At 61.8% G+C, this 13,451-nt stretch carries 13 protein-coding genes; 1 reads left to right on the forward strand and 12 read right to left on the reverse strand.

The features are described from left to right. The first annotated feature begins 12 nt into the window (after positions 1–12). A complete protein-coding gene (locus tag ACFQND_RS15065; RefSeq protein ID WP_371436716.1) occupies positions 13–1,041 on the forward strand; it encodes an AraC family transcriptional regulator in 1,029 nt (342 codons plus the stop codon). A 142-nt stretch (positions 1,042–1,183) separates the two neighbouring features. On the opposite strand, the gene ACFQND_RS15070 is transcribed toward ACFQND_RS15065, so the two are convergent. The 12 genes from ACFQND_RS15070 to ACFQND_RS15125 all read right to left on the reverse strand — a co-directional run bounded on the left by ACFQND_RS15070 (position 1,184) and on the right by ACFQND_RS15125 (position 13,360). Beyond that, on the reverse strand, positions 1,184–1,789 hold the full coding sequence (locus ACFQND_RS15070; protein WP_371436717.1) for a hypothetical protein: 606 nt from the start codon (positions 1,787–1,789) through the stop codon (positions 1,184–1,186). 108 nt (positions 1,790–1,897) lie between these two features. Continuing rightward, positions 1,898–2,959, reverse strand: coding sequence for a maleylacetate reductase (locus ACFQND_RS15075; protein ID WP_371436718.1), 1,062 nt, complete (start codon positions 2,957–2,959; stop codon positions 1,898–1,900). A gap of 4 nt (positions 2,960–2,963) precedes the next feature. Further along, positions 2,964–3,848 carry an NAD(P)-dependent oxidoreductase gene (locus ACFQND_RS15080; protein ID WP_371436719.1) on the reverse strand — a complete coding sequence of 295 codons (885 nt, stop codon included), beginning with the start codon at positions 3,846–3,848 and terminating at the stop codon, positions 2,964–2,966. Beyond that, complete coding sequence (locus ACFQND_RS15085) at positions 3,845–4,438, reverse strand: carboxymuconolactone decarboxylase family protein (RefSeq protein WP_371436720.1); 594 nt, start codon at positions 4,436–4,438, stop codon at positions 3,845–3,847. Before ACFQND_RS15085 ends, ACFQND_RS15080 begins: the two co-directional genes overlap by 4 nt. A 20-nt stretch (positions 4,439–4,458) precedes the next feature. Then, a complete protein-coding gene (locus ACFQND_RS15090) occupies positions 4,459–5,373 on the reverse strand; it encodes an ABC transporter substrate-binding protein (protein WP_371436721.1) in 915 nt (304 codons plus the stop codon). 27 nt (positions 5,374–5,400) lie between these two features. Continuing rightward, a complete protein-coding gene (locus tag ACFQND_RS15095) occupies positions 5,401–7,551 on the reverse strand; it encodes a xanthine dehydrogenase family protein molybdopterin-binding subunit (RefSeq protein ID WP_371436722.1) in 2,151 nt (716 codons plus the stop codon). Next, positions 7,548–8,027: a (2Fe-2S)-binding protein gene (locus tag ACFQND_RS15100; RefSeq protein ID WP_371436723.1), complete on the reverse strand. Its 480-nt coding sequence runs from the start codon at positions 8,025–8,027 to the stop codon at positions 7,548–7,550. Before ACFQND_RS15100 ends, ACFQND_RS15095 begins: the two co-directional genes overlap by 4 nt. Positions 8,028–8,256: 229 nt before the next feature. Further along, positions 8,257–9,222, reverse strand: a complete 966-nt coding sequence (locus ACFQND_RS15105) for a tripartite tricarboxylate transporter substrate binding protein (RefSeq protein ID WP_371436724.1) — start codon at positions 9,220–9,222, stop codon at positions 8,257–8,259. Between the two features lie 65 nt (positions 9,223–9,287). Further along, on the reverse strand, positions 9,288–10,631 hold the full coding sequence (locus ACFQND_RS15110; RefSeq protein ID WP_371436725.1) for an amidohydrolase family protein: 1,344 nt from the start codon (positions 10,629–10,631) through the stop codon (positions 9,288–9,290). A 116-nt stretch (positions 10,632–10,747) separates the two neighbouring features. Next, positions 10,748–11,671 carry an NAD(P)-dependent oxidoreductase gene (locus tag ACFQND_RS15115; RefSeq protein ID WP_371436726.1) on the reverse strand — a complete coding sequence of 308 codons (924 nt, stop codon included), beginning with the start codon at positions 11,669–11,671 and terminating at the stop codon, positions 10,748–10,750. Between the two features lie 169 nt (positions 11,672–11,840). Beyond that, the gene (locus ACFQND_RS15120) at positions 11,841–12,686 is read right to left on the reverse strand and encodes an isocitrate lyase/PEP mutase family protein (protein ID WP_371436727.1); all 846 of its coding nucleotides are present in this window, start codon (positions 12,684–12,686) and stop codon (positions 11,841–11,843) included. Then, a complete protein-coding gene (locus ACFQND_RS15125; protein ID WP_377414041.1) occupies positions 12,683–13,360 on the reverse strand; it encodes a tripartite tricarboxylate transporter substrate-binding protein in 678 nt (225 codons plus the stop codon). Before ACFQND_RS15125 ends, ACFQND_RS15120 begins: the two co-directional genes overlap by 4 nt. Between the last annotated feature and the right edge of the window lie 91 nt (positions 13,361–13,451).

The raw sequence follows: 13,451 nt of genomic DNA on the forward strand, positions 1-13,451 counted from the left end.
TGGGACATATCCGTGCCACACGCGATACCCGTTATTCGAAGCGCCAGTCTTAGCGGTTACATGGAGCTGGCACGTTCGCTGAAGCTCAATCCCGAGGCCATGATGCGCAGGGCTGGACTGAGTTCGCGCTGCCTGGATGACCCGGAAATGCCGATCAGCGTGATCGCCGTGCGGGAACTCCTCGAATCCAGCGCCAAAGCCGCCAACGTGGAGGACTTCGGCTTGCAGCTTGCGCACGGCAGGCGTTTGGCCAACCTGGGGCCGATCAGCATCGTGTTGCGCGAGGAGCCCACGGCGCGACAGGCGCTGGACACAATGTTCCGTTATTTACGCCTGCTGAATGCATCACTGCTGACGCACATCGAGGACCACGATGACGTGGTGATCATCCGCGAGGACTTCCTGATCGAAGGCGCAGCCTCAGCTTCGGTCCGGCAATCGATGGAACTGGCTGTCGGGGTGATGCACCGCATATTGCAGGAGCTGCTTGGGCCGGCATGGACGCCGAGACGGGTCTGTTTCTCGCACCGGCCGCCCCGGGACAAAAGCAGCCATCTCGCTTTTTTTGGCCCGAAGCTGGAATTCAACAGCAGTTTTAATGGAATCGTGTGCGCGGCGCGGGATCTCGCCACCCCCCTGCCGGTGCTGAATACCGGCATGGCCCCGTATGCGCGCCGGTTTCTGGACCAGGCCCTTTCCCGCAGCCGTAACAACACTACCGACGCAGCACGCCAGCTTGTTGCTGCGCTGCTTCCGGGAAGTCGCTGCACAGCTGACCAGGTCGCGCAGCATCTGTCCATGGACAGGCGCACCCTGCACCGTCACCTGCAGGCTGAAGGGGAAACGTTTTCTTCGATGATGCAGGCGGTCCGTTCGGAGTTTGCCTTGCGGCAAATTCGCGACAGTGATCGCTCCATGGCCGAGTTGGCCGAGCTGCTGGGCTTTTCCTCCCCCAGTGCATTTGCCTTCTGGTTCAGGCGCAGGTTCGGCTGCACCGTATCGGAATGGCGAAAAAGCCAGTTAAAACCAGAGACCACTTAAAGAGAAAGCTGAATACCCACCAGACACCCCTATGGCCTTGCCCTGTAACCGGCAAGGCTGCAGGCATGGAGTCCGGGAAGACCCCCGGTAAAAAAACAGACGGCCGATACGGGCCGCGTCGCACCAAAGGTGCAAAGACCGATCAACGGCCGATCAGGGCGCAATAAGCCTGGCGCGTCTCCGGGCTGACGGAGGCCAGCACCTGCTCATACGAAGTCTTGTGCCTGGCCAGCATGCGTGCAGAGGCGACAGTTTTGGACCTGCAGTACCAGTGGCAGGTGTGCTGCATCAAAAACATCTCGGCCGACAGCGTGAAGGCCTTGTTTTTGAGCGGCTGGTTCAGCTCATTTTTCGCGGCCCGGTCGATTCCCTGCGCGTGGATGGCCAGGGCCTGGCGCAGGTCAAACGTGGCACCGGGGAAAAGCCTGTCGACAAAAGGGATAAACACAGGCAGCCTGCTCACGCGCGCGTCCGCTGCATCCACACCTGAAATCCCGGCAGCAAAGCGATTGAACTGCGCGCACAACTCCAGCTCTGTCGTGCCCAGCAGGTTCCATATCTGTGCCCTGCGCTCTGCATCACTCTCGCCCAGCGCCCGCAGGTAACCCTCGGTCAGGCTTTCCATCAGTTTTTCAATCTGGTAGCGCCCTAGATGGCTTCCCAGCAAGGCGATGCGCCGGTTCTGGTCTCTCGTTTTAAGCGTAAAAACGCCAAAGGCGAGCAGCATCAGCAGAATAAGCAGGTCCATCACGATATACAGGGGCAATTAGGGAGGGTTTGAGTGTAGTGTCCACCGCATACCCCTGAACCGATCAGGATTTAAGCGCCCTGGATCGCGACCGCCATCCCTGCCCTCTCAGGACCCGGGGCGTGCACCTTCAAACGCATCCTGCAGCAATTGCCGTATCGCAGCACGCTCCAGCGGACGCGGATTCGGGTACTGGTTTTGCATGGCAATATCGCAGGCCTTGTCCAGGTCGGACTCCTTCATGCCTATGTCACGCAGCGCTACCGGCGCGCCGTTGTCTTTCGCCAGGCCAAACACGGCCTGCGCGGCACTCTTTGCATTAAGCGCCCCGGCAATGGCCAGCATGGCCTCAGGCGCGGCGGCCGCGTTGTAGGCCAGTGCATGCGGCAGGACGATGGTGTGGGTTTCCGCGTGCGGCAAATTAAAACTGCCGCCCAGCGTGTGGCACAGCTTGTGGTGCAGGGCCATGCCGACATTGCCCAGCACCGTGCCGCACAGCCACGCGCCGTACAGCGCATCGCTTCTGGCCGTCATGTCGTTTGCTACTTTTTTGATAGCTGGCAGCGCGCGTCCCAAGGCGGCCATGCCCTCTTTTGCCATCAGATCCATGATGGGATTACCGTCCACGGCGTACAAACCCTCGGCCGCATGGGCGATCGCATTGATGCCGCTGGTGATGCTCATGCCGACCGGCAGGCTGAGGCTCAGTTCCGGGTCGTAAATCACCGTGCGCGGCAGGACGCGGGCATCCTTGCCGGTTTTTTTGATGCCGGCTTCGGTGATGCCATAAATGGGCGTCATCTCGGACCCGGCGTAGGTGGTGGGAATCGCCAGTATCGGCAGGCCCGAGTCCAGTGCAATGGCCTTGCCCAGTCCGGTTGTTGATCCGCCGCCAATCGCCACCGCGCAGTCGGCGCCCAGCTTGCGCGCTATCTCCCGGGCTTCACGCGCGGTTTCAATCGGCACATGCATCACGGCACGGTCAAACACACCAGCGGCGCGCGAACCCAGCAGATCTGCAATCATCTCCGCGGACGCGCGCTGTTCGGGTGTGGAGAGCACCAACGCCTTGTTCGCGCCCAGGGCTTCAATTTCGCGGCCCAGGTATTGCAGGCTGCCTGCACCAAACACCACTCTTGAGGGCTGGCCGTTGTAGACAAAGTTTTTCATGGTTCTACTGTAGATCTGTATTGAGACCGGCGCTGCGCTCCACCGTCTTGATAATGGCCGCGTAGTCGTCCAGCGCATCGCCCTGCGCTATGGCGGCATGCATGAGCTGCAGTGTCATGGCGGTCTGCGGCAAGGGCACGTGGCTGGTTTCGCCTGCACCCAGGATCAGGTCCAGGTCCTTGATCATCTGCTCGACGGTAAAGGTCGGCGTGAAATCACGCTCACTGAGCTGTACCGATTTGGCTTTGAGTATGGGCGAGCCAACCGCACTGGCACCAAGCACCTGCCACATGTCGTGCCAGTCCAGCCCGCCCTTGCGGCCCAGCGCCAGGCCCTCGGCCAGCATGGCGCTGGTCTGGGCGATCAACAGGTTGACGACCAGCTTCATCAGCCGCGCCTGCTCTGCCTCACCCAGGTAAAACTGCTTGGGGCCCAGCAGTTCTAACAAGGGCATCAAGGCGTCATAACTTGCACGCGGGCCCGATGCCATCACGGTCAGCTGGGCGGCCTCTGCCATCTTGTTGTTGCCCGACACGGTGGTGCGCAGGTATGCCACGCCGGCAGCCGCACACTGCGCTGCGGCGTGGCTGGAGGCCTGTAGCGACACCGTACTGGTGTCCACAAAAGTCACGCCATGGCGCGCCGATGCAGCCACCTGTCCAGACACCGCACGCAAGGCGGCATCATTCGGCAACGATGAGAAGACCACATCGGCGGCGCCTATGGCCGTTGCGGCATCTTCAGCAACGGCCAGCCCCTGCGCGCGGGCAAGCTGCAAACGCTCCCGGCTCGGGTCGCTGACACTGACAGCATGCCCCGCTGCCAGAAAATGCCCGGCCATGGGCAGGCCCATCTTGCCTACGCCCATGAAATGGATTTTGTGTTTCATGCGACGTTCAGGGATGCCGCAGCCGGGGCCAACCCGCCCGAGGTGCCGGCCATGAACTGGCTGTGTTTCATGCCTATCAGGCGGTTCCAGCGCTGCTGGCCCATGGTCAGGCCGATAAAGAAGCCGAGTTCCACGATCTGGCCGGTTTCAAAATTCTCGTACAGGCGATTCCACAATTCATCGGTGGGCTCCAGGCCCCAGGTAATCGCCTCGGCAAGTTGCAGCGCGGCTTTCTGGCGCAGCGTGAAGCGTGCCGATTTGTCAAAGTCCAGCAAGTCCTTGACATCGGCTTCAAGCAGGCCCTGCTCCTGCGCCTTGACGGAGCGCTGGTTACCGCAGTAGTTGCAGTTGACCGCCTGCGACACATACAGGCGGCACAACTCCTTGATGGCGTGGTCGCAGACACCGTTGACAAAGGTGTCGTTCCATGCATTGGTGAAGGACCAGAACACGGCCGGCACATGGGCCCGCATGGCGTGGCTTTCGGGGCGCGGCGCGCCTTCACGCGCGGCACGCTGGAACTCGGCCATCATCGCCGGGTCGGTGATGGAAGCCGGGTCTATGTAGGGAATGCGCTGGGGCTGGTCCATAAAAAGCTCCTTGGGTAAATCTAGTGCGCGTGGGCTGCCTTGATGGCGCGCCCGTAATACGACAGGTCTATGTACTTGTCAGGCGCCGGTGGCGTGCCGCCCCACATGCCTTCCATTTCGGCGCGTATGGCAAGCGCGGTTTTGAAGCCCTCATCGCTAAAACGTGCATCGACGGCCAGGCCTGAACCCGGCTTGACCAGCGCCTCATAAGTGCCCTCTGCCGCCTGCGGCGAAAGTTTGAAGCTGCTGGTCAGCAATGCGATCATCTCGCCGCGATTGGCTGGATTCATAACGTGGCGCTGCCCTTCGATATAGGCGGCCAGGTAGCCTTCCAGGGCTCCGGCGTTGGCTTTTGCCCACTGGCGCATGACAAATGCACCGGTCGCCTGGTAGGGGCCAAGCAGGTCGAACTGGGTACCCAGGCTTTTCAGGCCTTTCTCGCGGACTGAAAAGGAAAACGGCGGGTTGACCATGCCGGCTGCCAGTTGCGGGTCGGCCACCATCGCTGCCGATCGCGGCCCGGTGCCACCGGCCAGCTTGACCTTGTAATCGCGGTTCTCCAGCAGGCCATTGAGCTTGAGGATTTTTTTTGCGGCCAGCGCATACGCCGTATTTGGCGCGTCGACGGCAAGCAGCTTACCGCGCAGATCGGCCATGGTATGGATCTCTGCCCGCACCATGAAGTCATTCATGCCGGCGTCGCCGCCAGAGACGATAAGCGCATCCTTGCCGCTTTCTATCATGGCGACGGCGTTGTCCACGGCGGCATGCGCAATCTCGAAACTGCCATCGGCCAACCCGGCGCGCTGTTCGTCCGAGTTGGGCGTGTTTTGTATTTCTATCGTCAGCTCGCGTTGTGCAAAAAAACCTTTGGCAACACCTGCCAGCAGCGGCAGGTTGCTGGAGGTGTTGAATATATTGACACGCAGCTTCATGAAACGGCTCCGGGAATATTGTTGCTTCTATTCGGCCAGCGCGGCCTGTGTGATGTTGCCTGTGCTCAAAGGCAGGTTGCGCACACGAACACCCAGCGCATCAAACACGGCATTGGCAATCGCTGCCGCCACGGGGCCGTGTGTGGCTTCGCCGGCGCCAATTGATTTCTGGTCCGGGCGATCAAGGACCTGCACTTCAACCGCAGGTACTTCCGAGAACCGCAGGATGGGATAGCTTTCCCAGCTGTTGCTGAGGATGCGGGTACGGTCGAACTGCACCTGTTCCTTGAGCACCCAGCTGACGGTCTGGATGGCACCGCCCTCGATCTGGTTGACCACCCCATCGGTATTGACGACACGGCCAACGTCCACCGCAATCCACAGTTTTTTGACGCATATTTCATGACCGGCATCAATCAAGGCCACGACGGCGCACCAGGCACCGGTGTTTTTGTACCTGGCAAAGGCAATGCCCATGCCCTGCCCCTCGGTCGTCTGGCGTATGGACCAGTTAGCCATCTGCGCTGCGGCTTCAAGTACTGCCCGTCCCCTTGAATCACTCAGGTGACGCAACCGAAACTCCAGCGGGTCAATGCCCAGGCTGGCAGCAATTTCATCCAGAAAGGATTCAATCGCAAAGACATTGCAATGCGCGCCCAGGGAACGCAGCGAGGATGTGCGGATAGGCATCGTCAGCGTGCGGTGGCTCACCGCCCGCCACTGTGCAAAGTCATACAGTGGCACCGCATTGCGCTCGGCGCCGCCGCCGTTGGCCAGCGGCATATTGATGGCGATCTGCTTTTCAAACGGTTTTTCAAGCGAGGTGGCCGCCAGTAGCACCGGTATCTTGCTGCGGCCCGGCCGCATGCTGTGACCGGTGGACCAGACATCGTGCTGCCAGTTCGTGATGCGGCCATCGGCATCCACACCTGCCTTCAGCTGCACAGCCATTGCGGCGCCAAAAGGTGAACAGCCCAGCTCGTCTTCACGTGTCCACTGCAGTTTCACCGGCCGGCCCGGCACAGCCCGGGCCAACAATGCGGCATCGCAGGCCACATCGTCGGCGCCGTTGTGGCCGTAGGAGCCCGCGCCTTCAACGTGCCGTATGGTGATGCCGTCCGCCGGCATGTCAAGCACCAGTGCCAGGTCGGCGCGCAGGTTGTAAATGCCCTGGCTGTGTGTCCAGACCTCAAGCGATGCCGGTTCATAGAGCGCAAGGGCGCAGGACGGCGCGATGGATGCATGGGCCAGGAAGGGGCGCGAGTAGGCCGCCTGAAAACTGTGCGCCGCTACTGCAGCTTCAGCAGCGGGCGGTTTTTCACCCACCACGCTGGTCTCCACCGGCTGTGCGCACAAAAAGGCCGGCATGTCGTTCATGTCAGGCAACGCCTCGGCTTCACGCCACTGCGCCACTGCAGCCAGCTTGTTCATGGCGCGCACGACAAGATACTCGTCATCGGCAACCACCCCCAGAAAACTTCCGTCACGCAGCACGGCAAGCACACCCGGAAGCGCCTGCACGGCGGCCAGGTCGACACCCACCAGCACCGCGCCGGGTGAAGGCGGGTGCACGGCGCGGCCGTACACCATGCCGGGCAGCGTCATGTCATGGATAAAACGTGGACGACCGCTGACCTTGTCGGGAATGTCAAGCCGCAACACAGCCTGCACCTGGCCGGCAGCGGCCTTTGGCGCTACCAGCCCCGTCGCTTCGCGCTCAAGCAACGCATCGTCCGCCAAAGCCCAGTAACTTGCAATTTCTTCACCCTTGCCGGCGATACGGATGCTGCCGTCCACCACATCAAGAACAGACAGATCACGAGACGCAAGCTGCAGCCGCGCCGCCGCAGCCTGCAGGTAAATCGCACGCGCTTCGGCACAGACCTGACGCAAGGCACTGCCGGAATCCTGCACCGACAGGCTGCCCGCCGTCACGCCCTCGTTCGGGCCGGCGGCGGTACTGGCCGCCTGCATGCGTATGCGAGCCACGGGAACATCCAGCTCGCTGGAAACAATTTGCGCCAGCGCAGTGATGATGCCCTGGCCCAGTTCGACCTTGCCGGTGCGCACGGACACTGTGCCGTCGGCATGGATGGATAGCCATTGCGACAGGCGGCGGTTGGCGTTCAGGCTGCCCGGCAGCACTGGCGGCATTGGAAGGACGGGCGCATGGCTCATGCGGCAACTCCCATCACGGCGGCAGCACGCAGCACGGCGCGCACGATGCGGTTATGCGAGCCGCAGCGGCACAGGTGTTTGTCCAGCGCCTGGCGCACTTCGGTTTCCGAGGGGTTGGGGTTCTGCTGCAATAGCGCAGCCGCGCTGATGAGGATGCCCGACAGGCAATAACCACACTGCGCGGCCTGCTCGTCAATAAAGGCTTGCTGCAAGGGATGCAGTGCACCACCATCGCCCAGGCCTTCCACCGTGCACACGACCTTGCCTTCCGCCGCCCACAAGGGCGTGTCGCAGGCAGGAACAGATGCGCCATCGAGCAGCACATGACAAGAACCGCACTGGCTGGCACCGCAGCCAAAGCGCGTGCCTTTCAGGTCGCAGTCATTGCGCAGCACATAAAGCAATGGCGTGTTTTCTTCGGCGTGCACGGTACAAGCACGGCCATTCAAGTTCAGGTCAATTCTGCGAGCCGCCATCAAGTCACCTTAGCCATCGTAAAAAGACTGTGGAGCAGCTTGTACCCCTTCAAGCCGGGGCCGCGGAACTTGCTTTGCCAGGCCGCAGGCGCAGCGGCCCCCTCGGAGGGCAGCGCAGTATACGAAGTGACAAGCGTGGGGGTCATCGGCCGCAGCGCCGGGCCGCCCCAAGCAAGGCCAGCCCCCTCGGGGGGCAGCGAAGTACACGAAGTGACGAGCGTGGGGGCCATTACTTCGGTGCAGCCTTCATGATGGCGCCCAGTGTGGTGTATTCCTCCTTGATGTAGGCATCAAAGCGTTCAGGCGTCATGGGCATGGGCTCGGCGCCCAGCTTGACCATTCTTTCAATCACTTCGGGCTGGGCCATGACCTTGCGCACTTCGGCGTTCAGCTTGTTGATGATGGGACGCGGTGTTTTGGCAGGTGCCAGCAGGCCTATCCAGAAATCAAACACAAAACCCGGGACACCAGCCTCGGCTACCGTGGGCACATCAGGCAGGGCCGTGGAGCGTTTGGCAGTGCTGACGGCAAGCGCGCGCATGCGGTTGTCGCGAATCGAGGGAATCGAGGCCAGCACCGGGGTGAACATGAAGTCCACCCGGCCCGAGCTGACTTCAACAATTGTCTCTGGCGTGCCCTTGAACGGTATGTGCGTCACCTGTATGCCGGACACCGCACGGAACTTCTCGGCATTGACATGGGTCGCGCTGCCGACACCCGCCGAGGCATAGTTCAGTTGCGACGGCTTGGCCTTGGCCGCAGCTATCAGCTCGTTGACCGACTTGATCGGGCTGCCGGCGCCCACCACCAGCACGCTCGGCAGGGCTGCCAGCGGGGAAATGCCGGCGAAGTCGCCCACGGTGTCGTAAGGCAGGCTGCCGTACAAGGCGGGATTGACCACGTGCCCGGTGGACACCACCAGCAGCGTGTAACCATCGGGGTCGCTCTTGGCAACCTGCGCTGCGCCCAAAGTGCCGCCTGCGCCCGGGCGATTTTCAACAACGATGGACTGCCCCATGCTGGCGCCCAGCCGCTCGCCCACGATGCGCGCCATGATGTCGGTGGCACTGCCGGCCGTAAACGGCACGATGATCTTGATGATCTTGTTCGGGTAGTCCTGACCGGCGGCAGGCGCCTGCGCCCACGCTGTGGCCGCAACAAGTGCGGTGACTGCAACAAAAAGAAAGCGCTTCATGGTTTGTCTCCTGTATTTAATATAAAAACCGGTCTTGGCCGCCTGAATACGCGCGCAGTCAGCTATTATTTTGATAGCATCATCGCTTTCGTAATTTTTCTCCCCGAAGCCTGCAGCGCGTCCAGATGAGGCTTCAGGTCCACGCCCAGCAGTTGGCCCTGGCGTTTTTTCCACTGACCCGCCACCATCACACTGTCGATGTTGGCCAGCGAGGTCTGCATGACCACGCTGTTGATGGGATCGTGTACCGGCTGCATGTTGAGATCGGTCGCACGGATCAAAACCAGGTCGGCCTGTTTGCCGGCCGCCAGCGAGCCTATGCGGTGCGACTGCTTGAGCATGCGCGCGCCCTCCACCGTCACCCATGAGAGCGCTTCACGCGTCGTGATGGTCGATGTGGGCGGGATGCCGCCGTGCGCCTCGCGAAAGGCAAAGTTGTCCAGGCTGCGCTGCATGCCAAGCGCCACACGCGCCTGGGTCAGCATGTCGCCGCTGATGACACTTTCCAGGTCCACGCCCAGCGAAGGCGCCTTGCCAAAAGCCCGCAGGCGGCCGGTAATCGGGTGGCCATGGCCCTGGGTCATTTCGTTTTCAGCCGCAGCCGAAAAGCTCATGCCCAGGTCGCAAAAGCGCTTGAGCTGCGCATCGCTCAGTGCGTGGCCATGAACAATGTTGATGTGTTCGCCCAGCAGGCCCGCGGCTTCAAGCTGTTCCCAGCCGTCAGGCGTGCGGGCCGGCCCGCCACCCTGGTGCAGGGAGGCGATCAGCCCCAGGTCTTTGGCCATGGCGAAGTCGTGCAGCGCCACATCGAGTGTCGAGTAGTGCGGGCCCAGCACGGCGGCCTGCACGCTGAGCAGCGGCTGCCCCTGATAGGCCCTGAGCAGGCGTTCAATTTCGGCGCGCGGATGCGGGACTTCCCAGAAAGGCGTCTGCCCTGGCTTCGGGTCAGGCTTGGCCGTACCGTGAAAAAACGCTGCGCGTATGCCCGACTCCAGCAGTCCGCTGATGGCCGCGTCGTTGTGTTCAGGTGTCGGGTTGTTGTGGCACCAGTCGGCCAGCGTGGTTGTGCCGCAATTGAGCTGGTTCAGCGCGCCAACCAGGGTGGCGACATGCAGGTCCTGCGGCTCGAACACCGTGGCCAGCCCCGCATGCATTTTCTGGAAATACTCCAGCAGCGTCCAGTTGGCAGCCAGGCCGCGCAAGGCGGTTTGCCAGGTATGCATGTGGGCATTGATGAGGCCCGGAATGATGATGCAGCCGCGGGCATCCACCACCTGCGCGTCATCGGCATGGATGGACGGCGCGATGTCGGTGAGCGTGTCGCCCGTCACCAGGATATCGCCTTGCGGCAAGTCGCCCTGCGCGTCCATCGTGATGATGGTCGCGCCTTTGATCAGGGTGCGTGGCATATTCATCGCTACGAAAAATGCGCGGCATGCGGCCGCAGCGCCGGGCCGCCCCAAGCAAGGCCAGCCCCCCCGGGGGGCAGCGAACCACACGCAGTGGGGAACGTGGGGGCCATATCCTAGCTCTCCAGTCCGTCGCTCATCTTGACGTTCTCGGGCTTCATCTCAAGGCCCGCGTCTTTGGCGGTTTCCGTCAGCAGCACGGCAAAGTCAATGTTGTCATGGCCGCGCCCCACCAGGCGAGAAACCGATTCACGGGTCGCCGCTGCCGATGGCATGGCCACACCGTAAGCCTTGGCCGCCGCCATGCCAAGGTCCATGTCCTTGAGCAGGAGCTTGGGCGTGAAGGTGACCTGGTCAAAGCTCAGGTTGGTCAGCATGGGCGTCTTGTATTTTGTGTACATGGAACCCAGCACCGAATCGTTGATGCTTTCCAGGAACACATGGCGCGGGATACCGGCTTTTTCAGCCAGCACGGTGATCTCGCACAGGTTCTGGATGATCACGCCGAACATGGTGTTGTGCGCAATCTTCCAGACACGCGCCAGTTCACCCTCGCCCACCCACATGACCTTGCGGGCCATGGCCTGCAGGTAAGGCTCGACCTTGTCGTACAGGGCGCGCGGGCCGGACGATACCGTCAGCAGCTTGCCGGCCTTGGCGACCTTGGCATTGCCCGACACCGGCGTGCAGAGGTAGTCCACACCCAGCGACTCCAGGCGGGCACGGATTTCTGCTGAACCTTCCTGCGAAATCGACGAACTGTCCACCACAACCTTGGGCCGCGTATTGCCGGCCACCAGACCGCCTTCGCCGAACAGAACCTCTTTAAGGTCATCCGTGGTGGAGACCATGGTGAAAACCACATCGCAAGCCGCCAGTTCCTGCTTGCTGCCCGCAATCGTCGCGCCGTATTCCAGCAGCGGCGCGGCCTTGGCGGCCGTGCGGTTCCAGACGCTTACCTTGTGGCCGGCCTTGAGCAGCCGTTTCACCATTGCCTCGCCCATGCGACCCAGGCCAATCCATCCAATCGTGCTTGCCATTTGTTTCTTCCGTAAAGTCTCGGTGACGCAAGTGTGCGCACCTTGACCCCGGCTAGCAAGTTCGACAGGGGAAATCAGTTTTTCCGCTGGCGCAAAAACCCGGCACGCCGCCTGCCGGCGCGCCAGCGGCTGCCAGTTCCACGCCGCGAACCATGGCAGAAGCAGCGATTTAGCGGTACTGGTCTTCGATACGCGACCACTCCGGCATTCCGACGATGGTTTTGTATGCCTCAAACGACACCCCCGTCCCGGACAGGCGTATCTCCCCGCTGCGGATGTCCTCCAGCGTTTCCTGCATGTTGCGGGCAATCCGCATCAACAGCGAGGTTCCATATATCACGATGCGAAAGCCCAGTTGTTCCAGTTCGGCAGGCTTGAGGATGGGCGTACGCCCGCCTTCCAGCATATTGGCCAGCAAGGGCACGTCGAAGGCCCGGCCAATCCGTTCCATTTCCTCCACGGACACCGGCGCTTCTATAAACAGGCCGTCGGCCCCCGCGCGCAGGTAACGCTCGCCGCGCCTCAGGGCTTCATCCATGCCCACCACCTCGCGGGCATCCGTGCGTGCAATGATGAAGGTGTCCCGGTTCAAACGCTCGCCGGCCGCCGCACGCAGCTTGGTTTCCATTTCTTCGGTGGACACCAGTGTTTTGCCAGCAATATGACCGCAGCGTTTGGGACTGACCTGGTCTTCAAAAAACAGGGCCTGCGCGCCAAGGCGTTCCAGCGAATGCACCACATGCACCACATTCTTGTGGTCTCCGTAGCCGTTGTCGGCGTCAACCAGTACCGGCAGGTCGCTCACATTGAGGATGTCGCGGTAGGCATCCGCAAATTCGCGCAGGCCCAGCAGGCCGATGTCGGGCAGGCCGTAGCGCACACCGGCAACCGGGAAACCCCCTATGAAATAGGCCTTGAAACCGGCCTGTTTGATCAACAGCGCCGACAGCGCGTCATGCGCGCCCGGCAAGACCAGTGGCCGCTCGCCTGCAACCAGTTCACGAAATGTTTTCATTCGAATTTGACTCCTGCATCACGAATCACTTTCCCCCATTTGGCGGTGTCTTCCCGCACCAGTTTTGTCATGTCCTCCGGCCTTCCAGGCGCTGCCTCGGCACCCTGTGCGGCCATCCTGTCCTGTACATCCCTGGACTGCAAGGCCCGGTTCAGTTCGGCATTGAGCCTGGCCACCACGTTCTTCGGCGTGGCGGCGGGCACGGCAAAGCCGAACCAGGTCACGCCCTCAAAACCAGGCAAGCCCGACTCGGCCATGGTGGGCAGGTCGGGTGCCAGCGCAGAACGCGTGAGGCCGGTCACGGCAAGGCCCTTGAGCTTGCCGGCACGCACCTGCGGCAAGGTCCAGACGATGGAGTCGAACTGGAATGCCACCTGCCCCGACACCACGTCCGTCAACGCCTGCACGCCTGTCTTGTAGGGCACGTGCACGGCCTGCACACCGGCGCTGCTGTTGAACAGTTCAGCTACCAGGTGGGTGATGGTTCCGTTGCCGCTTGAGGCAAAGCTCAGCTGCCCGGGCCTGCTTTTGGCCAGCGCAACCAGTTCCTTCACCGTGTTGACCTGCAGGGCCGGGCTGACCACCAGCACATTGGGCGCACGCGCCACCAGGCCTATGGACGCAAAGTCCCTGACCGGGTCATAGGGCAGCTTCGGGTTTGCCACGGGCAGGATTGCATGCGTGGTGCGATTCGAAGTCGCCTGTAGTTAGCTTCATTTCAGTAAGCCAGGAGTTGCATTTACCTCTGTAGAGCCTAGGTTTTAC

It is taken from the genome of Polaromonas aquatica (assembly GCF_042659145.1).
Lineage (GTDB): Bacteria > Pseudomonadota > Gammaproteobacteria > Burkholderiales > Burkholderiaceae_C > Polaromonas > Polaromonas aquatica.

What these genes read in the sequence shown, in the direction of transcription:
- ACFQND_RS15085 (WP_371436720.1), bottom strand. Translation starts at nt 4,438, where the DNA reads ATGGACCAGCCCCAGCGCATTCCCTACATAGACCCGGCTTCCATCACC.
- ACFQND_RS15075 (WP_371436718.1), bottom strand. Translation starts at nt 2,959, where the DNA reads ATGAAAAACTTTGTCTACAACGGCCAGCCCTCAAGAGTGGTGTTTGGT.
- ACFQND_RS15105 (WP_371436724.1), bottom strand. Translation starts at nt 9,222, where the DNA reads ATGAAGCGCTTTCTTTTTGTTGCAGTCACCGCACTTGTTGCGGCCACA.
- ACFQND_RS15115 (WP_371436726.1), bottom strand. Translation starts at nt 11,671, where the DNA reads ATGGCAAGCACGATTGGATGGATTGGCCTGGGTCGCATGGGCGAGGCA.
- ACFQND_RS15090 (WP_371436721.1), bottom strand. Translation starts at nt 5,373, where the DNA reads ATGAAGCTGCGTGTCAATATATTCAACACCTCCAGCAACCTGCCGCTG.
- ACFQND_RS15120 (WP_371436727.1), bottom strand. Translation starts at nt 12,686, where the DNA reads ATGAAAACATTTCGTGAACTGGTTGCAGGCGAGCGGCCACTGGTCTTG.
- ACFQND_RS15095 (WP_371436722.1), bottom strand. Translation starts at nt 7,551, where the DNA reads ATGAGCCATGCGCCCGTCCTTCCAATGCCGCCAGTGCTGCCGGGCAGC.
- ACFQND_RS15110 (WP_371436725.1), bottom strand. Translation starts at nt 10,631, where the DNA reads ATGCCACGCACCCTGATCAAAGGCGCGACCATCATCACGATGGACGCG.
- ACFQND_RS15070 (WP_371436717.1), bottom strand. Translation starts at nt 1,789, where the DNA reads ATGGACCTGCTTATTCTGCTGATGCTGCTCGCCTTTGGCGTTTTTACG.
- ACFQND_RS15080 (WP_371436719.1), bottom strand. Translation starts at nt 3,848, where the DNA reads ATGAAACACAAAATCCATTTCATGGGCGTAGGCAAGATGGGCCTGCCC.
- ACFQND_RS15100 (WP_371436723.1), bottom strand. Translation starts at nt 8,027, where the DNA reads ATGGCGGCTCGCAGAATTGACCTGAACTTGAATGGCCGTGCTTGTACC.